Consider the following 22,438-nt stretch of genomic DNA (forward strand, 5'->3'; position numbering starts at 1 on the left):
TGCGGTCAGTGCGCCCCGTCGTTCAGGATGGAGAACACCTTCGCATACTCCCCACGGCCCTCGGCGCCGGAGAGGAATTTGACCCGTTCGACCAGGACCTCGTCGTCTCCGCGTTCGAACAAGGCGAGGCTTTCAGAGGTGAAGTCGGCGAGCGGCATGGAGTTGGGGTTCTCGGCATGGCCGGGCATCAGGTCGGTGGCGACGGCGGGCGGGGCCCATTCGACGACACGGACCGAAGTGCCCTTGAGCTGGTGGCGCAGGGACTGGCTCCAGGAGTGGATGGCGGCCTTGGTGGCGTTGTAGGTCGGGGTCGCCGTCAGGGGCACGAAGGCGAGGCCCGAGGAGACGGTCACGACCGTGGCGGTCGGCTGCTTCAGCAGATGCCGCAGCAGGGCCGCCGTCAGCCGGATCGTGCCCAGCAGGTTGATGGCGATAGTCTCGTCCACGATCGACAGGTCGAAGGCGCCGCCCGACAGGGTCTCGGGCTTCATGATGCCAGCATTGTTGATGACGACATTGAGGGCGGGGTGGTCGGCGATCACTTTCGCGGCGACGGTCTTGATGGCCTCCGGATCGGCGACGTCGAGGACGACGAAGGCCATGCCCGGGTTGGCGGCGACGACTTCCTGCAGCGGACCGGCGCGGCGGCCCGCGATGATGACCTTGGCGCCCTTCGCATGCAGGGCCTCGGCGAAGGCGCGGCCGATGCCGGTGCCGCCGCCGGTGATCAGGACGGTGTCTTGTGCGGTGTTCATGGGGGGATCTCCGTGTCTGGAAAAGCGACGTCCGGCGATGTATGACCATCACTCTCCATTGGAAAGTAGGCACCGAAACGTTCGGTACTTACCGAAAGGAAAGTCATGACCGCCACGGCCTTCAAACCGCGTCCGATCGTGGACGGCCGCGTCGAATATCCGCCGGTCGATCCGCGTATCGAGGCGCTGGTGACCGAGGTCATCGGCCGGGTGGCGGACAAATGGACGATGATCGTGCTGGATGTCCTGGCCGAGAACGGCGAGCTGCGCTTCACCCGCATCGGCGAACTTTCCGAGGGCATCAGCCAGAAGATGCTGACCCAGACCCTGCGCGCCATGGAGCGCGACGGTCTGGTGGTGCGCACGGTCCACCCGGTGGTGCCGCCCAAGGTCGAATACCGCCTGACCGACATGGGCTTCAGCCTGGCGGAGGCCTTCTGTGGGGTCTGGACCTGGGCCGGCGAGCATCTGGAGCGGATCGAGACGGCGCGGGTGAGGTTCGATGAGGCGAAGGTAGGGTAGGCGGCGTTCCGGCTTGCTCTGCAAACATTGGTTTGCGAAACTTCTCCTTCGGGGGACGGATATGGCGCAGCACACCAAGACGGGACGGATCGCGGCCGGGATCGTCGCCGCCACGGCGTGGCTGGGGCTCGGCCTCTATCTGGCGGCGGAGATCGCCAGCCAGAAGGGAAACTGGCTCGGCGCCCTGTGGGTCAATGCCGGTTTCCTGACTGACCTGACCAATCTGTGTCTGGCGGTCGTCATGACGGGCGTGGCCCTGGGTATCGCGCGGCTGGCGACGCCCAAGCTGGTCGGTTGGGTGGTGACGGCGATCCTGACGGTCGGGATCGGCTTCTGGCTGATCGGCGGGCGGCTGGTGATCGGCAAGTCGGATCTGTCCGACATCCTGCTGCACGGGGCGACGCCGCTGCTGGCGCTGGTGTTCTGGGTCGTGTTCGCCGTTCGGGGCGGGGTGAGGTGGACCAGCGTACTGCCCTGGCTGATCTGGCCCGCCTTCTACTGGACCTATGCCCTGATCCGGGGCGGGCTCACGGGCGAATACGCCTATGGCTTCCTGAACTGGGCGAAGCAGGGCGTGTGGAGCGTCGGCATCACGATCGGGGCGCTGATCGCCCTCTATGCCGTGTGCGGACTGATGGTGGTCGGGATCGACAAGCTTCTGTCGCGCAGGCGCTGAGTTAGAGCCCCGCCAGAGCCCGCGACACATAGAGATCCGTCAGCAGCCCATCGATCGCCTCTTCGAGATCCTCGAAATGGTCGATGAGGACGTCGCCGCCCAGCTCTTCCGGCGGGGTCTGGGTATAGCCGAAGGTGACGACGATACAGGGCATCTCCGCGTCGCGGGCGGCGCCGGTGTCGGGCGAGGCGTCGCCGACCATGATGGCCATGGACGGATCGCCGCCGGCTAGCAGGACGGCCTCCTTAAGGTGGGCGCCCGAGGGCTTTTTCGCACTCACCTTGTCGGGGCCGACGATGGCGGCGAAATGCCGGGTCAGGTCCAGCTTGCCCAGCAGGAGTTCGGACAGGTCGGTGCGCTTGTTGGTGGCGACGACCAGTCTGGCGCCGCGCTCGGCCAGTTGCTCCAGCGTCTCGACCACACCCTCGAACGGGTGGGACTCGTCGGCGATATGCTCGACATAGTCGGCGATGAAGGCGTCGAAGAGGGCGTCCTGGCTGGCTTCCTCCCACGAGGCGCCCGCCGCGACGAAGCCGTGCTCCAGCAGGGCCCGGGCGCCGCCGCCGATCAGCTGGCGCGCGCTCTCCATGGGCACGGGCGGGTGGCCTTCGCGCACCAGCAGCCGGTTCAGCGTGCCGACCAGATCCCCTTGCGTCTCCACCAGGGTGCCGTCCAGATCGAAGGCGATCGTCCAGCCTTCAAGGTCGCGGTCGGGGTTCATGTCAGTCTGCTCGCGCTATGAAATCGCCGACGGCCTGTCGCCAGGCCTCGGGCTGGTCGAACTGGGCCATATGGCCGGCGTCGGCAAGCGTGACGAGCGAACCTTTTTGCAGACGCGGCAGGAGGGCGCGTTTGGTCGCGGGCGTGACGAGGTCGTACTGGCCGCCCAGCAACAGGGTCGGAACGGTGATCCGGTTCAGCAGCGGCTCCTGGTCGAAGTCCTTGAGAAAGCCGGTCATGCGCGGAATGCCGTCGCCCATGGCGGCCGCCGCCAGGGCGTCGCCGCGATCCACAGGCACGTCGCGCATATAGGCGGGCGCATAGGCCGGGGACCGGGTCCGGTTCAGATGGGTCGCCATGAAGGCCCCGAAGGCGGCGCCGATAGCGTCGGGGCTGTCTTCGGGCGTCGGGGCGCTGATCAGCCGGCCCTGACCGTCGGGCATGGCGGCAAGTAACTCGTCCATGCTGGCGGCCCAGCCTCGCGCCGACAGGGGCGTCCCCTGCAGGATGACGCTGCGGATGCCTGACAACTGGCCAGCGGCGTGGTTGGCGACGAGGATGCCGCCCCAGCTGTGCCCCAGCAGGTGAACCTGCTGCAGATCCAGGGCGAGGCGGATGGCGTCGATCTCCGACGCATAGCGGTCGATGGTCCAGTTGGAGGGATCGCCGGGCGCCGACGACCGGCCGCTGTCGAGCTGGTCGTAAAGGACGATCGCCCGGTCAGCGGCGAGGGGCAGGGCCGGGAACATCTGCCAACAGGCGCCGCCCGGACCGCCGTGGACCAGCAGCAGTGGCGTCTTGCCCGATTTCAGGTCGCCATTGATCCGGACGTAGACCTCGCCGCCCGGAACCGGCACGCGGCGCTCCTCATCGGGGCGGGGCACGGCGGGATCATCGGCGGCGAAGGCGGGAAGGGCGGGCAGGGCCGCCGTCGCGGCGGCCGTGGCCAGGAAGGATCGTCTCGAAACCCGCATGTCCGTCCTCGTGATTGCTGGTGGAGGATGCCGGTTTTCGCCGCCCGCGCCACCCTGTAGAGATCAATAGAAATTCGCCGGAACGACTCATGACCACCCATCCTCGCGCCGCCATCATTCTCGCCGCCGGCCAGGGCACGCGGATGAAGTCGCCGTTGCCCAAGGTGCTGCACCCGGTCGGGCATCGCGCCATGCTGGACCACGCCATCGATGCGGCGGAGGCCCTGGGCTGCGAGCGGATCGTGGTGGTGGTGGGGTCGCATTCGCCGGAAGTGCGGGCCCATGTCGTGAAGCGGCTGGGCGAGGACGCCATCGCGGTGCAGGACCCGCCGCTGGGCACCGGCCACGCCGTGCGCGCCGCCGAGGCCGTGCTGGGCGACTTCGTGGGACAGGTGGTGGTCACCTATGGCGACGTGCCCCTGCTGAAGGCCGCCGACATCGAGCCGGTGTTCCGGAACCACGACGGCGTCACCGTCATCGGCTTTGAGGCGCGCGATCCCGGCGCCTATGGCCGGCTGGTCATGGACGGCGATGTCCTGACCGCCATCACCGAGGCCAAGGAGGCGTCGGCGGAGGTTCTGGCCATCACCACCTGCAACTCGGGCGTCATGGCGGCGCCGGTGGGGCTGCTATTCTCCCTGCTGGCCGAGGTCACCAACGAGAACGCCAAGGGCGAATACTATCTGACCGACGTGGTCGAACTGGCGCGGAAGCGCGGGGCGCCGACGCGAGCCGTGTTCGCGGGCGAGGATCAGGTCATGGGGGTGAATGCGCAAGCCGAGCTGGCCCAGGCCGAGGCCCTGTTCCAGACCGTGCAGCGCGAGGCTTTTCTGGCCGCCGGGGTGACCATGAGCGCGCCCGAGACCGTCCACTTCGCCTGGGACACCGAGGTCGGGGCGGGCACGACCATCGAGCCCTTCGTCATCTTCGGACCGGGCGCGAAGATCGCCGAACGCGTCCGTATCCGCGGCTTCAGCCATATCGAGGGGGCGACGGTGGCCTCCGGCGCCGAGGTCGGTCCCTATGCGCGGCTGCGTCCGGGCGCGGCTCTGGGCGAGGACGTTAAGGTCGGAAACTTCGTCGAGGTGAAGAATGTCGCCATGGCGAAGGGCGCCAAGGCCAATCACCTGAGCTATCTCGGCGACGGCTCGGTGGGGGCGGGCGCGAACATCGGCGCGGGCACGATCTTCTGCAACTACGACGGCTTCAACAAGGCGAAGACGGTGGTGGGCGAGGGGGCCTTCGTCGGCTCCAACTCGGCCCTCGTCGCGCCGGTGACCATCGGTGCGGGCGCCATCGTCGGCTCGGGCTCGGTGATCGTCGAGGACGTCCCCGCCGACGCCCTGTCGCTGGCGCGCGGGCGTCAGGTGAACAAGGACGGGGCAGGCGCGGCCTTCCGCGAGAAGGCCGCGGCGATCAAGGCGGCCAAGAAGAAGGCCTAGCCGACCCGCGTATAGCCTGCCGGCGTCTTCACGCAGGTCGCGACCAGCGGGTGTTCGACGAAGGTCGGCGGCGGGGCATTGGACGCCTTGTCGGTCACCGTGGTCTTGCATTTCCCGGCGGCGAAGGTCTGGACCAGCGTGTAGCTATGCCCGGCCTCGGGGACGAAGCTGATGACATTGACGCACTGGGTGTTGGTGTAGAGGCCGCCCGGACCGACCGGGAAGATGTCCGCCAGCAGATGCACCCGCTCACCGCCTCCCAGACGGAAAGACTTGGATCCGACGGTCATCGGATCATAGGACGAGATACGCAGCGCCTGGGCGCAGTCCGGGCCGCTGGCCCAGGACACCATCTCGCCCGTGCCGAACCGGCTCAGTTCCGGGTCGCGCTGATAGTCTATGCTGGCGGTGGTCGGCGACTCGGCGGGCTGGACGAACATCGTCTCGCAGGCGGTCAGGCCGAGGCCCAGTCCGGCGATCACCAGTGCGGCCTTGAGGCGCGCGGTCGTCTGGGTGGTGTGGTTGTACTTTCCCATCGCTCTCTCCCCCGATAAAGCGCGGGGAGCCAGCCACGAATCCTTCCCCGCCGCAAGCGAGTTCCCGATGTCCGATCTGCAGAAGCAACGCGCCGGTGAGGCGGCGGCCGAACGGGTCGAGGCCGGGATGGTCGTGGGGCTGGGCACGGGCTCGACGGCGGCCTGGTTCGTCAAGGCGCTGGCGGCACGGGGTCTGAAGGACCTGCGCTGTGTCCCGACGTCCGAGAAGACCGCCGATCTGGCGCGCGAACTGGGCCTGCCTCTGGTCTCGCTGGAGGATGTGTCGAAGATCGACCTGACCGTGGACGGCGCTGACGAGGTCGGGCCGGGCCTGGCCCTCATCAAGGGCGGCGGCGCGGCCCTGCTGCGCGAGAAGCTGGTCTGGGAAGCGTCGAAGAGCTGCATCGTCATCGCCGACGCGGCCAAGGTCGTGCCGGTGCTGGGAACCTTCCCCCTGCCGATCGAGGTCGTGGCCTTCGGGCACAAGACGACCGGCAACCGCATCGCCGACGTCCTGCTGGACCACGAGATCATCATGCCCGCCCGCGCCCGCACGGCGGACCGCGGGCTGGTCCGCACCGACGGCGGTAATCTGATCTATGACGCCAAATGCGGGGCGATCCACGATCCAGTGCGTCTGGCCGACGACCTGAAGCTGATCACCGGCGTGGTCGAACACGGCCTGTTCCTCGATCTGGCGGATGAGGCGATTATCGGCTTGGATTCCGGCGTCGACATCCTACTTCCGTAACCCCGCACCGTTCCGCTTCGAAAGCTGACCCATGGCCGACTACGACTACGACCTCTTCGTCATCGGGGCGGGCTCCGGCGGGGTGCGGGCGGCGCGGCTGACGGCGCTGGGCGGCAAGCGGGTGGCCATCGCGGAAGAGTTCCGGGTCGGCGGCACCTGCGTGATCCGCGGCTGCGTGCCCAAGAAGTTCATGGTCATGGCCAGTGACTTCGCTCACGATTTCAAGATCGCCGAGGGCTATGGCTGGACCATCGACGCGAAGTTCGACTGGCCGAAATTCCTCGAGGCCAAGGACGTCGAGATCGCGCGTCTGTCGGGCATCTACGCGGCCAACCTCGGCAAGGCCGGGGTCGATCTGGTCAACGGTCGGGCCGTCCTGACCGACGCCCATACGGTCAAGGTCACCAAGCGCGATGGCTCGGACGGCGGCACCTTCACCGCCGAGCGGATCCTGATCGCCACGGGCGGCCGGCCCTGGGTTCCGGAGACGATGACGGGGATCGAGCACGTCATCACCTCGGAAGAGGCCTTCCACCTGCCGGAACTGCCCAAGCGCATCCTGATCGCGGGCGGCGGCTATATCGCGGTGGAGTTCGCGGGCATCTTCGCGGGCCTCGGCGTCGAGACGACGCTCGTCTATCGCGGGCCGAACATCCTGCGCGGCTTCGACGACGACGTGCGCGCCCATCTGGCCGGCGAGATCGAGAAGCGCGGCATCAAGGTCATCCTCGGCTGCCAGCATTCCAGCATCGAGAAGACCGAAACCGGGCTGGTGAACCATCTCGAGAACGGCATGACGATCGAGACCGACGTGGTCATGTTCGCCACCGGCCGCATTCCCTACGTCAAGGATCTGGGCCTCGAGAAGGCCGGTGTCGAACTGAGCGACAACGGCGCGATCAAGGTCGATGAGCTGTCGAAGACGACGGCCGACAACATCTGGGCCATCGGCGATGTGACCGACCGGATGAACCTGACGCCGGTCGCCATCCGCGAGGCGGTGGCCTTCCACCAGACGGTCTACAAGAACAATCCGCAGCATTTCGACTATGAGGCGGTGGCGACGGCGGTCTTCTCCCAGCCGCCGGTCGGGGTGGTGGGCCTGTCGGAGAATGAGGCGCGCCATACCTGCAAGGGCGAGGTCGACGTCTATCTGACGCGCTTCCGGCCGATGAAATACGCTTTCACCGGCTCGGATGAGCGGGTGCTGATGAAGCTGGTCGTCGACGCCGACAGCCAGCGCGTGGTCGGCGTCCACATCGTCGGACCCGAGGCGCCGGAGATGATCCAGCTGGCCGCCATCGCCGTGAAGGCCGGCCTGACCAAGGCCCAGTGGGACGCCACCTGCGCCGTCCATCCGACCATGGCCGAGGAACTGGTCACCCTCAAGGACAAGCAGACCCCGGCGTCGATGTCGGCGGGCTGAGAGCGACAAAGAAACGCATCTTTGGGGCGAACGCGACGGCAGCTGGGCCGTTAGGCCAGGCGAGACCGCGTCGGGCGGTCGTCGAAGGATGTCCCATGTCGTTTCGCCTGAAGCCGGCCGTCGCGCTGGCCGCCGTCTCGCTCGCCGTCCTCGCTCTCGCCGCCTGCGGGCGGTCCGACACCGCGGAGGCCCCGACAGGGTCGGATACGAAGGCTACGACGGCGGCGGCTCCGGCCAGCTTCGATCTGTCGGGCGTGCCGGTCTCTACCGCACCTCTGACGACGGCGCCCTATTTCACCGCGCCCGCCGGATATCGGGTCGAGGCCCAGGGCGCGCTCCAGAAGACCCGCTTCCCGATCTGGCTGGGCAGCGGCTTCCAGACCGTGGACGGCGATGTGCACTGGATGCGGATCTCTGCCGAGCCCGGCAAGACCCTGTCGCGGACGGAGGTCCAGGCGGCCTTCGACGGGATGTTGCGCGACGCCGGCGGCGTGATGATCGCCTCGGGGCGAATTCCGCAGTCTGCTGCCGATACCTTGCCGGAAGAGACCCGTCAGGACCTGCTCGACGCGCTGGGCGACTTCACCAACAGCCCGACGACGACCTGGGTCGTTCGTCGCGCCGACAAGACCATCTGGGTCCATGCCGTGGTCTCGATCGAGGTCGCTTATCTGAGCACGGTTGATGCGCCGCCGTTCGTCGAGACGCCCCCCAGCTAAGCTGCGAGGCGTTTGTAGAGGTCATTCATTGTCCATCCGCCGCCTTCGGACTATGTACGCGGCATGAGTACCCGTTGGACCCCAGAGAGCTGGAGATCGAAGCCCGTCGCGCACATGCCGACGGACTATCCGGACGCGCGCGCACTGACCGCCGTCGAAGACGAACTGCGCGCGATGCCGCCGCTCGTGTTTGCCGGCGAGGCCCGCACCCTTACGTCCAAGCTCGCCCAGGTCGAAAAGGGCGAGGCCTTCCTGCTGCAGGGCGGCGACTGCGCCGAGAGCTTCAAGGAGTTCTCGACCGACAATATCCGCGACACCTTCCGCCTGATCCTGCAGATGGCCGTGGTCCTGACCTTCGCCGGCCGCAAGCCGGTGGTGAAGGTCGGCCGTATCGCCGGCCAATTCGCCAAGCCGCGCTCGTCCCCGGTCGAGGAAATCGGCGGGGTCGAGCTGCCGTCCTATCGCGGCGACAACATCAACGGTTCGGGCTTCACGCTTGAGGAGCGGCTTCCTGATCCACAGCGGCTGATCAAGGCCTATAACCAGTCGGCCTCGACGCTGAACCTGCTGCGCGCCTTCGCCAGCGGGGGCTATGCCGACCTGTACAACATCCACCGCTGGACCCTGGGCTTCGCCGACAACGGCGCGGGCGCCCAGTACCGCGAGCTGGCCGACAAGATCACCGAGGCCCTGGCCTTCATGGAAGCCGTCGGCGTCACCCCGGACACCCACCCGGACCTGAGCCGCGTCGAGGTCTTCACCTCGCACGAAGCCCTGCTGCTGAACGTCGAGAGCGCCCTGACGCGTCTGGACGGCGGTTCGGGCGACTGGTTCGACACCTCGGCCCATATGCTGTGGATCGGCGAGCGCACCCGTCAGCTGGACGGCGCCCACGTCGAGTTCATGCGTGGGATCAAGAACCCGATCGGCGTGAAGTGCGGCCCGACCATGGAGCCGGACGACCTGCTGCCCCTGCTGGACAAGCTGAACCCCGACAACATCTCGGGCCGGATGACGGTCATCGGCCGCTTCGGTCACGACAAGGTCGGCAAGCGCCTGCCCAACCTGATGAAGGCGGTCAAGGACAGCGGCCACAAGGTCATCTGGTCGATCGACCCGATGCACGGCAACACCCTGAAGGCCGACAACGGCTACAAGACCCGGCCCTTCGACCGGATCATGACCGAGGTCCGCACCTTCATCGATGTCGCCGAGGCCGAGGGCGTTCATCCCGGCGGCGTTCACCTGGAAATGACCGGCCAGAACGTCACCGAATGCATCGGCGGAGCGACCGCCGTGACCGAGGACGATCTGTCGAGCCGCTATCACACCCACTGCGACCCGCGCCTGAACGCCGACCAGGCGCTGGAGCTGGCCTTCCTGGTGGCCGAGCGGCTCAAGGTCGGGCGTCTGAACCAGTCGCGCGCGGCCTGACTTCGATCAGGCGCTGAAGGCCTTCGCGAAGAGCGGGGCGGCCCTTGCGATGGCGGCCTCCGCCTCGGCGCGGTCGGCCGTCTCGTTGTCGAGGCCATAGCCGAACATGTCGCCGCCGCGCAGGGCCTGAACCCCGATGCCATCGGGCCGGGAAACGAGGCCCACGCCGTTGTAGTAGAGGCTGTACCGCACCTCCGGCTGGGGCGGCAACCAGGCCATCTGGCCGCGCACCGGGACGATGCTCTCGTCGCCGAACAGGGCCCGCGCGCCGTAACCTGTGCAGTTGACGATCACCGGCTCTTTCAGGGTCGCGAGATCGGCCGGGGTGTTGAAGACGCGCTGCTCGATCCGTCCGCCCTCGGCGATGAAGTCGGCCATCAGCCTGTGGCCCAGCTCGGCAATGTTGAACTGCATGTTCGAGGTCTGGCGCGCGGAGGCGACCGGAAAGGGATGCTGGTCCGGCGTCAGGGCGTGCGAACGGGGCGTGATGTCGCGCAGGCGCCCCTCATAGTCGGCGAAGCGGATGACGCCGGGTTCGGACGGCGGGGTCGAGGCGGTGACGGTCGGATCCGGTGACGGCGGCGCGGGCGGACCGGAGAGCTCGGTCGGCGCCGTGTCGGACAGGATGTAGCGGTCGAGGAAGGCCACGGGGTCGCCCGGCTGGCCGACATAGGTCTGGTGCATGGCCCAGGAGGCGCGGGCCATCTGCTCCCACAGGGCGGGGAAGGCGGCGTCGACCCTGTTCTCGTCGGCGATGCGCGAGGAGGGCGTCCAGGTCCCCGTGGCCCGGGCCGAGCGGGTCTGGGGCAGGCGGTCCGCGGCGTAGATGGTGACCTTCGCTCCCGCGCGCTGAAGCGTGGTGGCGGCGGTCAGGCCGAGGGCTCCGCAGCCGATGACGGCGATGTCGGTCGTTCCCCCCGCCATGGCGAGCTCGCGGACGATCTGGGCCGAGCCCCACGACAGGGACCAGCCCGAGCCGCCGTGGCCGTAGTTGTGCACCACCCGCTTTTCGCCGATCCGCTCGGCCTCGATGCGCGGTCCGGCGGCGCGGAACGGACGCAGGCAGACGGTCATGCGGGTGATCCGGTCGGCCCTGAGGTTCATCGGGGCGAGCGGCGGAATGACAAAGCGAGGTGTCGTGGTGAGCAGGCCGGCAGCGGGCGTGGGGGCGGAAGCAGCCCCGGTGACGCATCCGGCCAGGCTGCTCGCGCCCAGTCCCCCAAGGCCCATGAGGACCAGACGACGGCTCTTCAGCATGGCGTCCGTCATCCGCTGTTCCCCCGGCGCTTTGGCGATGATCGAGGCTTAGCGGGATTGTCGGGGCTTGTCCCGCGCGCCCGGGCGCCGCAAATGCACTGACTTGTGGACGCGTTGCGGACACGGCCGGGTGGTCAGAGGCCCGGAAGTTACGGCGAGATCGAAGATGACCGAACAAGACGCGACCCGCCCGATCGAAGACGACCGCAACGCCCGGGTGGCGTTTCAGGGCGCGCCCGGCGCCTTCAGCCACGAAGCCTGCGTCGCCCTGCGTCCGTGGGACGAGGCTGTGCCCTTCGAGACCTTCGCCGAGGCGCTGGCGGCGGTGCAGAGCGGTGATTGTGACATGGCACTGATCCCGATCGAGAACTCGACCATCGGGGCGGTGGAGCCGGCGGCGACCCTGGTGCGCGAGTCGGGTTTCGAGACCCTGGCCGACGTCTGGCGGCCGATCCGCCACTGCCTGATGGCCGTCGAGGGCGCGCGGATGGCGGACATCCGCACCATCGAAAGCCACCCCATCGCGCTGGACCAGTGCCGCCAGACCCTGTCGCAGATCAATGCGAAGATCGTGGTCGCCTTCGATACCGCCGGCGCCGCCCGCGATGTCGCCGAGGCCGGGGACCGCAGCCGCGCGGCGCTCGCCCCCATGGCTGCGGCAGAGATTTATGGGCTGTCGATTCTGCGTCACGACCTGCAGGATTCCGCCGATAACCGGACGCGTTTTGTCCTGCTGGGGGTGCAAAAGGGTTGACGGCGCACGATCGTTGCGTGTCTTAAGACCCTACGGACCGCTCTGGTCCGCGATTGGACCCTCCCATGTCCCCGCTGCGCGCTTCTGTTCTGACCCTTTCGACCCGTTCGCGCGCGGTTGCCGGCTTTTATTTTAGCGGCTCCTATTACGGCTTTCGATACGCCGGCTGAGGCCTCGAGCGCTCTTCGCTCCTGACAGCCTCACCGGCGACCGCTCGGACCCCGAGCGGCTGCGCGCGCCTGTTGGCGTTCCCCCATCGAAATTCCCGTATTTGCGAAAGCCCTTCTTAAATGACCGTCTCCACCCTGAATCCGAATCCCAATCTCAAGCAGGTCTGGCCCGCTGACATGAACCCTGCCGACATGACGCCCGAACAGATGGCCCTCGCCGCCCTGCGTCACGAGATCGACCTGATCGACGACCAACTGCTGGAGCTGTTCGAGCGCCGTCTCGCCATCGCCGCCAGCGTCGGCAAGGCGAAGGACGCCCCGCACGGCCCGCACACCAAGCTGCGCCCCGACCGTGAACAGACCGTGCTGGGCCGCGTGCTCAGCCAGTGCCAGCCCGAGAACGCCGAGGCCGTCGCCGGTCTGTGGCGCGAGATCGTCGGTTGGGGTCTGGCCCGTCAGGGCACGCTGCAGGTCCAGGTCTGGGCTCCCAACGACCCGACCCGCGCCTTCGACGGCGCGCGCCAGCGCTTCGGCATGGCCGCCGACATCCGCATGGTCCGCGACCCGCAGGCCGCGCTCGCCTTCGCCGCCGAGGGTCACGGCGTCGCCGTCCTGGCCGTCAACACCGATGACGCCTGGTGGGTGGGCCTGCGCCGCGAATGGTCCAGCCTGTCGGTGTTCGACGGCTTCGGCCTGGGCGGCGGTCAGCCGACCGCGCTCGCCGTCGGCAAGATCGATCCGCCGGCCCTGCCGACCGGCCGCCGCGTGGTGGTCGCCGCCGGCGGCGATGCGGGTGACGGCGGCGGCGCGCGCCGCTGGGGCCTGGCCACCGACCACGGCTGGACCCTGGCCCTGACCGACGCCGATCTGGCGCCGGGCGAGGTCGAGGGCTGCGTCGGCGCGATTGGCTGAGGCCTTGACGCGACCATAGGCAGGGACGAGCGTTCCCGGACAGGCGGCTTTCGCCGTCGCGTTCGGGAACCGTCCATGCGTCAACACCTTGCTCTCGGCGCCCTGATGCTGGGTCTGGCCGCCTGTGGTCAGCCCGCCGACCCTCCTGCCACATCCGACGCCCAGTCCGCGCCTCTGGACGCGACCGCGGCATCGCCGGCCGTGGCGTATCCGACCGGCTTCAGCGTGACCTCGCCCGCTGCGGGCGCCGCGACGACCAGCCCGCTGACGGTGACGGGCGTCGCGCCCAATGACTGGTATTTCGAGGCGGTCTTCGACGCCGTCCTGCTGGACGCCCAGGGCAATCTGCTGACCCAGGCGCCTGCCCAGGCCCAGACGGACTGGACGAAGCCTGGCCCGGTGCCGTTCAAGGCGGTGCTCAGCTATGCCGTCGATGCGACCCAGACGGGGACGGTGGTCCTGACCGAGGATCAGACCGGCAAGGGCGAGGACGGCGACGACGCTCCGCTGCGCGAGGTGCGGATTCCGGTTACCCTGACCGCGAGCAACTAGACCGGCATATTGTCGATCAGCCGCGTCTTGCCGATGACGGCGGCGACGAGGATGCGGGCGGGGCCATCCACGACGCCGTCGGCGAAGACGGACAGGTCGTCGGCGCGGCGCACGGCGACATAGTCGACGCGGTCGAACCCGGCCTTGAGGATGGCGCCATAGGCGTCACGCTCGACGGCGGCGAGGGGGCGTCTGGCGGCGGCCTGATCGGCGGCCTGACGCAGGATGATGTTCAACTGGCGCGCCACGGCCAGTTCGGCCTCGGAAAGGTAGGCGTTGCGCGAGGACAGGGCCAGGCCGTGGTCGTCGCGCAGGGTCGGGCTGCCCACGATTTCGGTCGGAATGTCGAGGTCGGCGGCCATGCGGCGCACCACCATCAGCTGTTGCCAGTCCTTCTCGCCGAAGACGGCGACGTCGGCCTGGACCTGATTGAGCAGTTTGGAGACGACCACGGCGACGCCGCCGAACATGGCCGGGCGGAACTCGCCCTCCAGTCCCTGGGACGGGCCGCCCTTCGCCGCGTCTCCGACCGTGACCGTGGTGACGAAGCCGGCGGGATACATCTCGGCGGCCGTTGGCGCGAACATGAGCGCGCCGCCGGCGGCGGTCAGAAGCTCGGCGTCGCGGGCCTCCTGACGCGGATAGGTGCCCAGGTCCTCATGCGCCGCGAATTGGGTCGGATTGACGAAGACGCTGGTCACGACGCGATCGGTGCGGCGCAGCGCTTCCTTCACCAACGTCAGGTGGCCCTCGTGCAGGGCGCCCATGGTGGGAACCAGACCGACCGTCAGACCTTCCTTGCGCCAGCCCCGCACAACAGCACGCAATTCACTCACAGTGCGGATGATCGGCAGGGTCTCAGGGTTTTCGGGGATGGTTATGACGTTAACCCTTCGCTTTAAGCGTGTTCGTGAACGGCGTTTCAAAGCCTGTTTTGTAGGGTTGCGCTTATGACGCCCAGCAGAATGCTTCGTCCAGTCCTGGTTTCGCTCGCCCTGTCGGGTGTCGGTCTCACGACCGCCTCCTGCGGCATGGTGGATGCAGACCCGCACCGGTTTGAGTCCATGGCCCAGAAGGTCGCCGACATCCGTCTGGATGGATCGGAGGCCCCGGCTTCGCCGACACCGGCTCCGGCGCCCCTGACGGGAACCGCCGCCGCCTCCGGGCTTCGGTCCGGCCTGCGGGTCGAGGTCATGGATCCGCATGAGTTGTGGGACGCCCGCGACGGCCTGACCCATGCTGTCCGGCAGGAGAGCGCCGCCGTCGTCGAGGCCGCCGCGCCCGTTGTGGCGCATGCGGCCATGGGCGCTGTCGTGCAGCAGGTCTCGACCCGCGCCGCCGAGGTCGCCCGTCCGGCCCGCACCGACGGTCTGCGTTCAGGCCTCGCCGCCGCTCCGGCCGCCACACGCACCACCATCCAGCTCGGCGCCTATTCCAGCGAGGCCGCGGCGCGGTCGGCCTGGAGCACGGTCAAGGCCGGCGCCGCCCGCAACGCCCTGACCGGCCTGTCGCCGGTGTTCGAGCGGGTGACGGTCAACGGCCGGGCCCTGACGCGGCTGAAGGTCGCGGCCCCCACGGCCGCCGCCGTCGCCATCTGCCGCGCGGCCCAGGTCAGCGACCCGTGGTGTGCGCGTCAGGCCTGAGGCCCTCGTCCACAGCTACGCATTAACCCTTCATTGACGTTCGTCGGAAGGCGCCCGAGTCTGCAAGCCATTGACGACGCGTGAGTGAGTCGTCGCCAGCATCGGGTCATCGCAACATGGCGCAGCCTCAGGTCGTCGTCGTCGGCAATGAAAAGGGCGGGGCGGGCAAGTCCACCCTGGCCATCCACATCGTCGTGGGTCTGCTTCACGCGGGCCACAAGGTGGCGATCATCGACCTGGACCTGCGCCAGCGGTCCCTGTCCCACTTCTTCGCCAACCGCGCCGCCTGGACCGCCGCCAACGGCCACAGCCTGCCCATGCCGATCGAGCCCGATCTGGGCGACGGCAAGGCGCTGGCCAAGGCGTCCGAAGACGACCAGATGGCGATCTTCGAGGCCGCCTACGCCCAGTGCGGCGAGGTCGACATCATCCTGATCGACACCCCCGGCGGCGACACCGCCCTGTCGCGCGCTGCCCACGCCCGCGCCGACCAGATCGTCACCCCGATGAACGACAGCTTCGTCGACTTCGACCTGCTGGGTCAGGTGGATCCGGTGACGCTGGAGTTGCTCAAGCCCTCCATCTATTCCGAGAGCGTCTGGGAGGCCCGCAAGCAGCGCGCCATCAAGGAAGGCCGCCACGCCGCCATCGACTGGCTGGTGGTGACCAACCGCCTGGCCGTCGCCGAAGCGCGCAACCGCCGCCGTCTGGAAGAGCGGATGGCCAAGCTGGCCAAGCGCGTAGGCTTCCGCGTCGGGCCAGGCCTGCGCGATCGGGTCATCTATCGCGAGCTGTTCCCCTTCGGCCTGACGGTCGCGGACCTGTCCAACGACGTGCGCCCCGTCGCCGTGTCGCTGGCCCACGTCGCGGCGCGTCAGGAGATGCGCAACCTGATGCTGGCCATGGGTCTGGATCAGGCCTCGCTGGACAATCTGTCCGCGCTGGACGCGGCGGCCTAAGCGAACCTTATGGGCCTGATCTGGCTGGCTCTGGCGGCGATCGCCGTCTGGGCCCTGGTCCGGCTGGGCCGACAATCCGAGAGGCTGACCCGATCCGGTCGGGCCGGGGGGCAGTGGCGTATCGCCGCGACCATCCTCGGCGCCGTCCTGCTGGCCGGGGCGGTTCTGGCGGGTTCGCACGGAGCCTGGTTGGCGACGGCCGGGATGGTGGCGGCGGGCGCCTATCTGATTTTCAGCTCCCGCATCCGCCCGGCGCCCCCGAGAGCAGCGAAGTCCGAGCCGCTGTCGGAGGCCGAGGCGCGGGCCATCCTAGGCATCGGTCCGACTGCGTCAAAGGCCGAGATCAACGAGGCCTGGCGTCGCCTGATGGGCCGCGCCCATCCCGATCAGGGGGGCACCGAAGGGCTGGCCGCGCGGGTCAATGCGGCGCGGGATCGGTTGCTGAAGCGCTAGGGGCATTCGGCCGGGAGCGGACGTTTCTAACGTCGCCCAAGGGTGGGAAGCAGAGCTTTTACGTGGGATAGCAAAGGCCATGAAAGCCAAAGAACGCTCCGTCTTTCTTGACCCGTGGTTCCTCGGCCTATCCGTGGCGACCGTGCTCTGTTTTTTGGTGTGGCTTTTGATCGACTTCCACATTTTGCCGGTGACTTTCGACATCGCCATTTACGCAGCAAAGCCCCTCGCCCTTTTCTCGCTCTCTCGGTTGGTGTGGGTCTGCCGAGGCATTTTTGGCAAAAGCTAACCTGCGAGCTAATGTCCGCAACGGGTCGTAAGCCCGCGTTGAACGTTATGCGGGAACCGGACGTACAGGCCCGTCCCTTCAATGCGGCCGAGCGACCGCCCGCTATGCCCCCGGGCGGATCACCGAACAGGTCACGCGGCGCGCGGCCAGGGCCTCGCAGGCGTCTTGCGCCTTTGCTTCGGTCATGCCGGTGAAGCGCGAGCGGAACCAGCCGTCGTTCGACTGCACGGCGCGCTCGGCGTCGGTGAACTGGGCGCGGAAGCGGCGGTTGACCTCGGTCAGCCAGTCGCGGGCGACGGACTCGCTGCGGAAGGCGCCGACCTGAACGGCCCAGCGGCCTGCGGGCGCGCGCGCCGGGGCGGCGGGACGCGTCGCGGGCGGAGGCGTGCGGGCCGGGGTGGTCGTGCGGGGCGCAGCGACCCCGCCGTTCAGCGAGGCGGTCAGATTGGTCGGATCGTTCGCGACGGCGCGGTTCTCGGCGCGGGGCGCGGGAACCGGCGGCGGCTGGTTGGCGACGGCGGCGTAGCTGCGGGCGGTGGCGGATGGTGCGACTTCCGGTGAGGAGACCGGGACGGTCGGACGCGGCTGCGGACGCGGGGGCAGGGCGGTATAGGCCACAGCCGTGCCACCCTCGCCGTCCTCGTCGTCACGCACCGGAGAGCCGCGCTCGCCGTTGAGCGAGGCGTAGGCGATGGGGGCCGTGCCGTCGGACAGACCCGCGCCGTCGACGCCGAAGCCGCGCTGTTCGAAGAAGGTCTGGGCGACCTGGATGTTTTCGCCCTGGGCGCGGCGGTTCTCGACCTCGAAGCCGGTGTTCATCAGCTCGGCGACGTGGGCGTTGCGGGTGGCGCTGGAGCGGCCGCCCATGACGATGACGATGATGCGGCGATGGTTGCGCACGGCCGAGGCGGCGAGGTTGTAGCCCGAGGCGTTGGTGAAGCCGGTCTTGATGCCGTCATAGCCTTCGCCGCCCAGCAGCAGGCCGTTGGTGTTGCGATAGTCACGGCCCTGGAAGGCCCAGTCGTGCAGGCCGAAGTAGCTGTAATACTGGGGGTAATCGCGCATGATGGCGCGGGCCAGGATGGCCAGGTCGCGGGCCGAGGTGACCTGGCGGCTGTCGGGCAGGCCGTTCGGGTTGACGTAATTGGTCTGGGTCATCCCCAGCTGGCGGGCCTTCAGCGTCGCCATGGCCGCGAACCGGGCCTGGGAGCCGCCGACGTGCTCGGCCAGGACCATGGCCATGTCGTTACACGAGCGGACGGTGGTGGCGCGCATGGCGTCGTCGAAGCGGATGGTCTGGCCGGCGGCGAGGCCCAGCTTGGACGGCGGCTGGGAGGCGGCGAGGGGAGAGACGGTGACGATGTCGTCCAGCTTGACGCGTCCGGCCTCCAGCGCCTCGAACGTCAGATACAGGGTCATCATCTTGGTGACCGAGGCGGGATAGCGCGGGCTGTCGGCGCGGCGCGCGAACAGGACCTCACCCGTCTGGGCGTCGACCACGATGGCGGCGTAGCGGGCGTTGTCCGACGACTGCGCCTCGACCATCGACGAGATCGGCGACAGGGGCGAAACCGAGACGGCTGTCACCGCCAGAACGGCCATGACGCCGACGGCGATGCGACGGAAGAAAGCGGTCATCGGCAACCGAATAGCCTCGTAACTGTGACGTCCCTGTGGCCAGAGACGCAACGCGAATGTTGGGCGGCCCCCCGGCGCGACGGGTAGGAGCCTAGCATGCGAGTTTCGGGTTTCACGGTGGTTAACGAGGTCTCAACGGAGATTTGAACGTTTCGCCCCTGAAGCGAAAGCTTAGCCGTTTTCGTCGCTTGTCAGGTTATCGGCGTTCATATTGTGCGCTGCACAAAAATCCTTGACCCGTGTTCGCACATGCACCATATGAGCCCTGTCGCGAGGGAGTATTCCGTCGCGAGAGCAATCATCACGGGTCCGTCGAAATGAACGGGGCCCGATCACCGGGTTCAGGAGACTTCACATGGCCGACACCGCCGAAGCCGTCAAAAAGACCGTCGAACAAACCGCCGCCAGCACCAAGGCCCAGGCCGAGAAGGTCCAGGCCGCCGGCGCCCAGGCGTTCAAGGACGGTCTGGAAAAGACCACCGCCTCGCTGACCGAGCTGGGCGCCCAGTCCAAGCTGAACCTTGACGCCGTGGTCGCCTCGACCACCGCCGCCCAGAAGGGCGCCGAGGCCCTGTCGGCCCAGGCCCTGTCCTACGGCAAGTCGAGCTGGGAAAACGGCGTCGCCGCCGCCCAGACCTTCGCCAAGGCCCGTTCGGTCCAGGAACTGATCGAGCTGCAGACCAGCTTCACCAAGTCGGCCATGGAGGTCTACATGGCCGAAATGACCAAGATGACCGAGACCCTGACCTCGTCGGTCAAGGACAGCTTCAAGCCGATCAACGAGCGCGTCACCGCCTCGGTCGAAAAGTTCCAGGCCGCCCGCTAAGCGACCTGACACTGCAGTAGCGTACCATCAGGGTCCGGCGCGAAGGCGCCGGGCCCTTTTGCTTGTTCAGTTGGCAGGCGGGGGTTCCGACGCTGCCGCATGGTCGATGCTGAAGGCGCGCGACAGCCGCCACTGGCCGTCGGCGTCCAGCTTCCAGAACATCGAGAACCGCGCCCGGCCGACCAGCTTTTCGGGCCCATCGCCCTGGCGTTCGTAGAAGAGGTGGGTTCCTTCCTCGACGGCGCCCGCGCCGGGGATGGCGTAGACCCGCATCGAACCGGGTACGAGCACGCGCCGTGAGCGATATGCGTCAGAGGCCTTCTTCGCCTCGCAGCCCTTTTGATAGTCCGCGACGAAGGCCGTCCGCGTCGACATCAGCCCGCCGCGGTCGTGGTAGAATTCGATGTCGTCGGTCACCAGATCGGCCAGGGCCGCCGGGTCGCACTCGTCGAACATGACACGGAACAGGACGGTGTCGCGCTCGCCGATGGCGGCGCTCAGGGCCGGCTCGGCCGGGACGGTTACGACCGCAGTCGTGAGGGTTTCCTGACCGGGCAGGGCAAGCGTCAGGGCGAGAAAAACAGTGGCAATGGTCATCGGTTCGTCTCCGCCGTCGCAGCTCCCGGCCAGACTCACGATGTGTCCGTGGGGCGCCGGAGTCCCGTGAATCTTTGGTCATGGCCGGCCCTGGGGGCGACCTGAGCGTGACCTCGGCCCGCCGTCAGGCCTGGCCGCGCACGATCGAGTCCTGACGCTCGTTCCACTTGCGGACGTTCACGCCGCGGATCAGCAGCCACAGGCAGAAGCTCGTCTCACCCACCAGGACGGGAAGCAGGATGGCCGGGCTGATCATGCGGGCGAACGACGGCGCCAGCAGTTCGGCGAAGGACGCGACGAGGTAGCAGAGACCGGCGACCTGCATCAGGACGCCGATGAACCGCGGCAGATAGCCGGACCGCCAGATCAGCGTCCCGCTGACAAGACAGGCCGCGCCGAAGAAGATCAGGGCGATGTTGAACGCCACGCCGTGGGCGGTCAGGGCGAAGGTCGCCATGGCTTCGGACAGGGCGCCGCCGGGGCCGCCTGAGGCGAGCGGCAGGACCATCAGCTGGAACATCTTGCTGACCGCCTCCACCGCGAGGGAGGCGAGGTTGAGGAGCAGGAACAGCAGGGCAAGCCCCCGCCCTGCCGGCCGAAGCAGCATGTATTCGATCCAGAGCTGGACCACGGCGATCAGGGGGATGACGAGGTTCGCCGCCAGCCCCCAGGTCCAGAGCGAGGAGTGGGCGAGAATCGCCCGGATCGTCCCGGCGTCGTCGCCCGGAACTGTCACGGTGTTCATGACGATGCCCTCGGCGAGCGCCCCCGCCACGATGACGACGAGATAGATGGCCCCGGCGAGGCGGGCGTAGGCGAGCGGACGGGTGCGGATATCAAAGGGCATGAAACGGTCCGGATCGGGGAGGCGGCGGGGTCTGGCTCAGCGCCAGCGGTCGCCACGCGCCGTGATGAAGAGGGAAACGACCCGGGGCCAGGGCGTCACGATGGGGAAGACGACGACCAGCAGACAGGCCGACAGGGTGGACCAGGCGCCGTCGTCCATCCGGCCCTCGATCAGGCGTGGGGCGGCGACGAAGCCCAGCCAGAGCGCTTTCCAGAGCATCTCGAAGAACAGAAGCGGCAGCATGCGGACGGGGTAGCGAAGGCCGAGAAGCGCCAGCAGGCCGATCGCGCCCAGCATGCACTGGACCACGCCTTCCATCAGCTCCCAGTCCGAATGGTCGGTCAGGATCCCGGGCCAGACCTGAACGCCCAGTCCCACCGCAAGCAGCAGATAACCGGCGCGCAGTCCATATAGCCGCCAGAGGGGCAGGGGCGCGTCTTCAGGGCGGGCGACGGCGCCGGGCGCGACAGCGGCGTCGGTCACTATTCGACGTCCTTGAGGATCTTCTCGATGCCCTCGAGTCGCGCCTGCATCTCGGCCAGGGCGGCGCGGGTGCTCTCGGCCAGGGCCCTGTAGGCCTCGTCCTGATCCGTCTTCGCCTTGGCTTGGCGGACCAACGCGAGATAGCGCATCCCGAACACCAGAAGGATGGTGCCGAGCGGCAGGCAGATCGTCAGGAGGTAAAGATCTTCCGACACGGGTGGTCTCCTATTTTTCAGTCTTGGCCGTCAGGGAGGCGGCGGCGTCCACGATGGACAGGGGTGTGATTTCCAGGTGGAAGGGCGCGATCTCGAAGTAGTTGAGCGCCTTGCCCTCCGACGAGAGTTCGAGGTGGCTCTTCACGAGGCCGGCGTCTTCCAGCTTGTTCAGATGCAGATGCAGCAGGGGGCGGCTGATGCCGATCTCCCGCGCCAGCTGGCTGACATAGTTGCGGCCCCCGGCCTGCAGGGCGGCGAGCACCCGCAGCCGGTGCGGGTTGTCCAGTGCCGACAGGACGGCCAGCAAACGATCACCAGGGGTCATAAGATTGTCCGTCCTTTCACGTGTAAGAAATACCTGACGCATGAAAGGTGTCAAGCGGCTTTCGGGCGCTCGGCATCAGTGGGGGGAGGGTCCGCAGGACACGCCGGCGGGCGAGTTTCAGGGCCCTGAAGGGTGTTCACGAAACCCGTGACTGGACGAGGCTTAAAAACCGTCGAACACTGCCTATCTAGTGTTTCGACTCCCCGAAACTCCGGAATGCGAATGCCGTCACAAAGGCCAGGTGATCAACAGGGTGGAGGCCTCGGCGCCACCACGATCACCGAAACAAAGCCCAAGCTTCAGAAGCCCTCGCTCTATCGGGTGCTGATCCTGAACGACGACTACACGCCCATGGAATTCGTCGTCTATGTGCTGGAGCGGTTTTTCCAGAAGAGCCGCGAAGACGCGACCCGCATCATGCTGCATGTGCACCAGCATGGCGTCGGGGTGTGCGGCGTCTTCACCTACGAAGTGGCCGAAACCAAGGTCGCCCAGGTGGTCGAGACGGCGCGCCGTCACCAGCATCCGCTGCAATGCACGATGGAAAAAGACTGAGAGGATCT

General features: G+C 67.8%; 28 protein-coding genes. 16 read left to right on the forward strand and 12 right to left on the reverse strand.

Annotated elements, in window-relative coordinates:
- Positions 1 to 5 precede the first annotated feature (5 nt).
- Positions 6 to 755 carry an SDR family oxidoreductase gene (locus AC07U0_RS16315; RefSeq protein WP_494721032.1) on the reverse strand — a complete coding sequence of 250 codons (750 nt, stop codon included), beginning with the start codon at positions 753 to 755 and terminating at the stop codon, positions 6 to 8.
- 105 nt (positions 756 to 860) lie between these two features.
- Here AC07U0_RS16315 and AC07U0_RS16320 point away from each other — a divergent pair, with 105 nt between their 5' ends.
- Both AC07U0_RS16320 and AC07U0_RS16325 read left to right on the forward strand, forming a co-directional pair.
- Entirely contained in the window at positions 861 to 1,277 is a 417-nt protein-coding gene (locus AC07U0_RS16320) for a winged helix-turn-helix transcriptional regulator (RefSeq protein ID WP_494721033.1), read from the forward strand.
- A 61-nt stretch (positions 1,278 to 1,338) separates the two neighbouring features.
- Entirely contained in the window at positions 1,339 to 1,953 is a 615-nt protein-coding gene (locus AC07U0_RS16325) for a Pr6Pr family membrane protein (RefSeq protein ID WP_494721034.1), read from the forward strand.
- 1 nt (position 1,954) lies between these two features.
- On the opposite strand, the gene AC07U0_RS16330 is transcribed toward AC07U0_RS16325, so the two are convergent.
- The gene (locus AC07U0_RS16330; protein WP_494721035.1) at positions 1,955 to 2,674 is read right to left on the reverse strand and encodes an HAD-IA family hydrolase; all 720 of its coding nucleotides are present in this window, start codon (positions 2,672 to 2,674) and stop codon (positions 1,955 to 1,957) included.
- A gap of 1 nt (position 2,675) precedes the next feature.
- A complete protein-coding gene (locus AC07U0_RS16335) occupies positions 2,676 to 3,647 on the reverse strand; it encodes an alpha/beta fold hydrolase (protein WP_494721036.1) in 972 nt (323 codons plus the stop codon).
- An 89-nt stretch (positions 3,648 to 3,736) separates the two neighbouring features.
- On the opposite strand from AC07U0_RS16335, the gene glmU reads away from it, so the two are divergent.
- Entirely contained in the window at positions 3,737 to 5,089 is a 1,353-nt protein-coding gene (glmU, locus tag AC07U0_RS16340; RefSeq protein WP_494721037.1) for a bifunctional UDP-N-acetylglucosamine diphosphorylase/glucosamine-1-phosphate N-acetyltransferase GlmU, read from the forward strand.
- Here glmU and AC07U0_RS16345 read toward each other — a convergent pair.
- Positions 5,086 to 5,625 (reverse strand): hypothetical protein, encoded by a 540-nt coding sequence (locus AC07U0_RS16345; protein ID WP_494721038.1) that lies wholly within the window; start codon positions 5,623 to 5,625, stop codon positions 5,086 to 5,088. The two genes, glmU and AC07U0_RS16345, sit on opposite strands and share 4 nt — an antisense overlap.
- A gap of 67 nt (positions 5,626 to 5,692) precedes the next feature.
- Between AC07U0_RS16345 and rpiA the strand changes: the two genes are divergently transcribed.
- The 4 genes from rpiA to AC07U0_RS16365 all read left to right on the forward strand — a co-directional run bounded on the left by rpiA (position 5,693) and on the right by AC07U0_RS16365 (position 9,955).
- A complete protein-coding gene (gene rpiA / locus AC07U0_RS16350; RefSeq protein ID WP_494721039.1) occupies positions 5,693 to 6,376 on the forward strand; it encodes a ribose-5-phosphate isomerase RpiA in 684 nt (227 codons plus the stop codon).
- Between the two features lie 31 nt (positions 6,377 to 6,407).
- Complete coding sequence (gene gor / locus AC07U0_RS16355) at positions 6,408 to 7,802, forward strand: glutathione-disulfide reductase (protein WP_494721040.1); 1,395 nt, start codon at positions 6,408 to 6,410, stop codon at positions 7,800 to 7,802.
- A gap of 95 nt (positions 7,803 to 7,897) precedes the next feature.
- Positions 7,898 to 8,521, forward strand: a complete 624-nt coding sequence (locus AC07U0_RS16360; RefSeq protein ID WP_494721041.1) for a hypothetical protein — start codon at positions 7,898 to 7,900, stop codon at positions 8,519 to 8,521.
- Positions 8,522 to 8,584: 63 nt separating this feature from the next.
- Complete coding sequence (locus AC07U0_RS16365; RefSeq protein WP_494721042.1) at positions 8,585 to 9,955, forward strand: class II 3-deoxy-7-phosphoheptulonate synthase; 1,371 nt, start codon at positions 8,585 to 8,587, stop codon at positions 9,953 to 9,955.
- Positions 9,956 to 9,961: 6 nt separating this feature from the next.
- On the opposite strand, the gene AC07U0_RS16370 is transcribed toward AC07U0_RS16365, so the two are convergent.
- Entirely contained in the window at positions 9,962 to 11,224 is a 1,263-nt protein-coding gene (locus tag AC07U0_RS16370; RefSeq protein WP_494721043.1) for an FAD-dependent oxidoreductase, read from the reverse strand.
- Between the two features lie 154 nt (positions 11,225 to 11,378).
- Between AC07U0_RS16370 and AC07U0_RS16375 the strand changes: the two genes are divergently transcribed.
- The 3 genes from AC07U0_RS16375 (at position 11,379) to AC07U0_RS16385 (ending at position 13,600) form a co-directional block, all read left to right on the forward strand.
- Positions 11,379 to 11,966 (forward strand): prephenate dehydratase domain-containing protein, encoded by a 588-nt coding sequence (locus AC07U0_RS16375; RefSeq protein ID WP_494721044.1) that lies wholly within the window; start codon positions 11,379 to 11,381, stop codon positions 11,964 to 11,966.
- A gap of 290 nt (positions 11,967 to 12,256) precedes the next feature.
- Positions 12,257 to 13,048 (forward strand): chorismate mutase, encoded by a 792-nt coding sequence (locus tag AC07U0_RS16380; RefSeq protein ID WP_494721045.1) that lies wholly within the window; start codon positions 12,257 to 12,259, stop codon positions 13,046 to 13,048.
- 75 nt (positions 13,049 to 13,123) lie between these two features.
- Positions 13,124 to 13,600 (forward strand): Gmad2 immunoglobulin-like domain-containing protein, encoded by a 477-nt coding sequence (locus AC07U0_RS16385; RefSeq protein ID WP_494721046.1) that lies wholly within the window; start codon positions 13,124 to 13,126, stop codon positions 13,598 to 13,600.
- Here AC07U0_RS16385 and panC read toward each other — a convergent pair.
- Positions 13,597 to 14,454, reverse strand: a complete 858-nt coding sequence (gene panC, locus AC07U0_RS16390) for a pantoate--beta-alanine ligase (RefSeq protein WP_494721187.1) — start codon at positions 14,452 to 14,454, stop codon at positions 13,597 to 13,599. The genes AC07U0_RS16385 and panC overlap by 4 nt on opposite strands.
- Positions 14,455 to 14,565: 111 nt before the next feature.
- Between panC and AC07U0_RS16395 the strand changes: the two genes are divergently transcribed.
- The 4 genes from AC07U0_RS16395 (at position 14,566) to AC07U0_RS16410 (ending at position 16,944) form a co-directional block, all read left to right on the forward strand.
- Complete coding sequence (locus tag AC07U0_RS16395) at positions 14,566 to 15,243, forward strand: SPOR domain-containing protein (RefSeq protein ID WP_494721047.1); 678 nt, start codon at positions 14,566 to 14,568, stop codon at positions 15,241 to 15,243.
- 116 nt (positions 15,244 to 15,359) lie between these two features.
- Entirely contained in the window at positions 15,360 to 16,202 is an 843-nt protein-coding gene (locus tag AC07U0_RS16400) for a division plane positioning ATPase MipZ (RefSeq protein WP_494721048.1), read from the forward strand.
- A gap of 9 nt (positions 16,203 to 16,211) precedes the next feature.
- On the forward strand, positions 16,212 to 16,655 hold the full coding sequence (locus tag AC07U0_RS16405) for a J domain-containing protein (RefSeq protein ID WP_494721049.1): 444 nt from the start codon (positions 16,212 to 16,214) through the stop codon (positions 16,653 to 16,655).
- A 79-nt stretch (positions 16,656 to 16,734) separates the two neighbouring features.
- Entirely contained in the window at positions 16,735 to 16,944 is a 210-nt protein-coding gene (locus tag AC07U0_RS16410; RefSeq protein WP_494721050.1) for a hypothetical protein, read from the forward strand.
- A gap of 102 nt (positions 16,945 to 17,046) precedes the next feature.
- Here AC07U0_RS16410 and AC07U0_RS16415 read toward each other — a convergent pair whose 3' ends face one another.
- Positions 17,047 to 18,582 carry a D-alanyl-D-alanine carboxypeptidase gene (locus AC07U0_RS16415; protein ID WP_494721051.1) on the reverse strand — a complete coding sequence of 512 codons (1,536 nt, stop codon included), beginning with the start codon at positions 18,580 to 18,582 and terminating at the stop codon, positions 17,047 to 17,049.
- A 355-nt stretch (positions 18,583 to 18,937) separates the two neighbouring features.
- Between AC07U0_RS16415 and AC07U0_RS16420 the strand changes: the two genes are divergently transcribed.
- Positions 18,938 to 19,408: a phasin family protein gene (locus AC07U0_RS16420; protein WP_494721052.1), complete on the forward strand. Its 471-nt coding sequence runs from the start codon at positions 18,938 to 18,940 to the stop codon at positions 19,406 to 19,408.
- A 66-nt stretch (positions 19,409 to 19,474) separates the two neighbouring features.
- On the opposite strand, the gene AC07U0_RS16425 is transcribed toward AC07U0_RS16420, so the two are convergent.
- From AC07U0_RS16425 to AC07U0_RS16445, 5 genes are all read right to left on the reverse strand, one after another.
- A complete protein-coding gene (locus AC07U0_RS16425) occupies positions 19,475 to 20,005 on the reverse strand; it encodes a nuclear transport factor 2 family protein (protein WP_494721053.1) in 531 nt (176 codons plus the stop codon).
- A gap of 124 nt (positions 20,006 to 20,129) precedes the next feature.
- Positions 20,130 to 20,852 (reverse strand): DUF4386 domain-containing protein, encoded by a 723-nt coding sequence (locus AC07U0_RS16430; RefSeq protein ID WP_494721054.1) that lies wholly within the window; start codon positions 20,850 to 20,852, stop codon positions 20,130 to 20,132.
- A gap of 36 nt (positions 20,853 to 20,888) precedes the next feature.
- Positions 20,889 to 21,335 (reverse strand): hypothetical protein, encoded by a 447-nt coding sequence (locus AC07U0_RS16435; RefSeq protein ID WP_494721055.1) that lies wholly within the window; start codon positions 21,333 to 21,335, stop codon positions 20,889 to 20,891.
- Entirely contained in the window at positions 21,335 to 21,550 is a 216-nt protein-coding gene (locus AC07U0_RS16440; protein ID WP_494721056.1) for a hypothetical protein, read from the reverse strand. Before AC07U0_RS16440 ends, AC07U0_RS16435 begins: the two co-directional genes overlap by 1 nt.
- Before the next feature lie 10 nt (positions 21,551 to 21,560).
- Complete coding sequence (locus tag AC07U0_RS16445) at positions 21,561 to 21,875, reverse strand: ArsR/SmtB family transcription factor (RefSeq protein ID WP_494721057.1); 315 nt, start codon at positions 21,873 to 21,875, stop codon at positions 21,561 to 21,563.
- A gap of 222 nt (positions 21,876 to 22,097) precedes the next feature.
- On the opposite strand from AC07U0_RS16445, the gene clpS reads away from it, so the two are divergent.
- Positions 22,098 to 22,430, forward strand: coding sequence for an ATP-dependent Clp protease adapter ClpS (clpS, locus tag AC07U0_RS16450; RefSeq protein WP_207932384.1), 333 nt, complete (start codon positions 22,098 to 22,100; stop codon positions 22,428 to 22,430).
- Positions 22,431 to 22,438: the final 8 nt, after the last annotated feature.

It is taken from the genome of Brevundimonas sp. GW821-FHT02A10 (assembly GCF_059422025.1).

Bases quoted from the DNA above. Each gene is read 5' to 3' on its own strand.
- AC07U0_RS16315 (WP_494721032.1), bottom strand. From the start codon at position 755: ATGAACACCGCACAAGACACCGTCCTGATCACCGGCGGCGGCACCGGC.
- AC07U0_RS16320 (WP_494721033.1), top strand. From the start codon at position 861: ATGACCGCCACGGCCTTCAAACCGCGTCCGATCGTGGACGGCCGCGTC.
- AC07U0_RS16325 (WP_494721034.1), top strand. From the start codon at position 1,339: ATGGCGCAGCACACCAAGACGGGACGGATCGCGGCCGGGATCGTCGCC.
- AC07U0_RS16330 (WP_494721035.1), bottom strand. From the start codon at position 2,674: ATGAACCCCGACCGCGACCTTGAAGGCTGGACGATCGCCTTCGATCTG.
- AC07U0_RS16335 (WP_494721036.1), bottom strand. From the start codon at position 3,647: ATGCGGGTTTCGAGACGATCCTTCCTGGCCACGGCCGCCGCGACGGCG.
- glmU (WP_494721037.1), top strand. From the start codon at position 3,737: ATGACCACCCATCCTCGCGCCGCCATCATTCTCGCCGCCGGCCAGGGC.
- AC07U0_RS16345 (WP_494721038.1), bottom strand. From the start codon at position 5,625: ATGGGAAAGTACAACCACACCACCCAGACGACCGCGCGCCTCAAGGCC.
- rpiA (WP_494721039.1), top strand. From the start codon at position 5,693: ATGTCCGATCTGCAGAAGCAACGCGCCGGTGAGGCGGCGGCCGAACGG.
- gor (WP_494721040.1), top strand. From the start codon at position 6,408: ATGGCCGACTACGACTACGACCTCTTCGTCATCGGGGCGGGCTCCGGC.
- AC07U0_RS16360 (WP_494721041.1), top strand. From the start codon at position 7,898: ATGTCGTTTCGCCTGAAGCCGGCCGTCGCGCTGGCCGCCGTCTCGCTC.
- AC07U0_RS16365 (WP_494721042.1), top strand. From the start codon at position 8,585: ATGAGTACCCGTTGGACCCCAGAGAGCTGGAGATCGAAGCCCGTCGCG.
- AC07U0_RS16370 (WP_494721043.1), bottom strand. From the start codon at position 11,224: ATGACGGACGCCATGCTGAAGAGCCGTCGTCTGGTCCTCATGGGCCTT.
- AC07U0_RS16375 (WP_494721044.1), top strand. From the start codon at position 11,379: ATGACCGAACAAGACGCGACCCGCCCGATCGAAGACGACCGCAACGCC.
- AC07U0_RS16380 (WP_494721045.1), top strand. From the start codon at position 12,257: ATGACCGTCTCCACCCTGAATCCGAATCCCAATCTCAAGCAGGTCTGG.
- AC07U0_RS16385 (WP_494721046.1), top strand. From the start codon at position 13,124: ATGCGTCAACACCTTGCTCTCGGCGCCCTGATGCTGGGTCTGGCCGCC.
- AC07U0_RS16395 (WP_494721047.1), top strand. From the start codon at position 14,566: ATGCTTCGTCCAGTCCTGGTTTCGCTCGCCCTGTCGGGTGTCGGTCTC.
- AC07U0_RS16400 (WP_494721048.1), top strand. From the start codon at position 15,360: ATGGCGCAGCCTCAGGTCGTCGTCGTCGGCAATGAAAAGGGCGGGGCG.
- AC07U0_RS16405 (WP_494721049.1), top strand. From the start codon at position 16,212: ATGGGCCTGATCTGGCTGGCTCTGGCGGCGATCGCCGTCTGGGCCCTG.
- AC07U0_RS16410 (WP_494721050.1), top strand. From the start codon at position 16,735: ATGAAAGCCAAAGAACGCTCCGTCTTTCTTGACCCGTGGTTCCTCGGC.
- AC07U0_RS16415 (WP_494721051.1), bottom strand. From the start codon at position 18,582: ATGACCGCTTTCTTCCGTCGCATCGCCGTCGGCGTCATGGCCGTTCTG.
- AC07U0_RS16420 (WP_494721052.1), top strand. From the start codon at position 18,938: ATGGCCGACACCGCCGAAGCCGTCAAAAAGACCGTCGAACAAACCGCC.
- AC07U0_RS16425 (WP_494721053.1), bottom strand. From the start codon at position 20,005: ATGACCATTGCCACTGTTTTTCTCGCCCTGACGCTTGCCCTGCCCGGT.
- AC07U0_RS16430 (WP_494721054.1), bottom strand. From the start codon at position 20,852: ATGCCCTTTGATATCCGCACCCGTCCGCTCGCCTACGCCCGCCTCGCC.
- AC07U0_RS16445 (WP_494721057.1), bottom strand. From the start codon at position 21,875: ATGACCCCTGGTGATCGTTTGCTGGCCGTCCTGTCGGCACTGGACAAC.
- clpS (WP_207932384.1), top strand. From the start codon at position 22,098: ATGCCGTCACAAAGGCCAGGTGATCAACAGGGTGGAGGCCTCGGCGCC.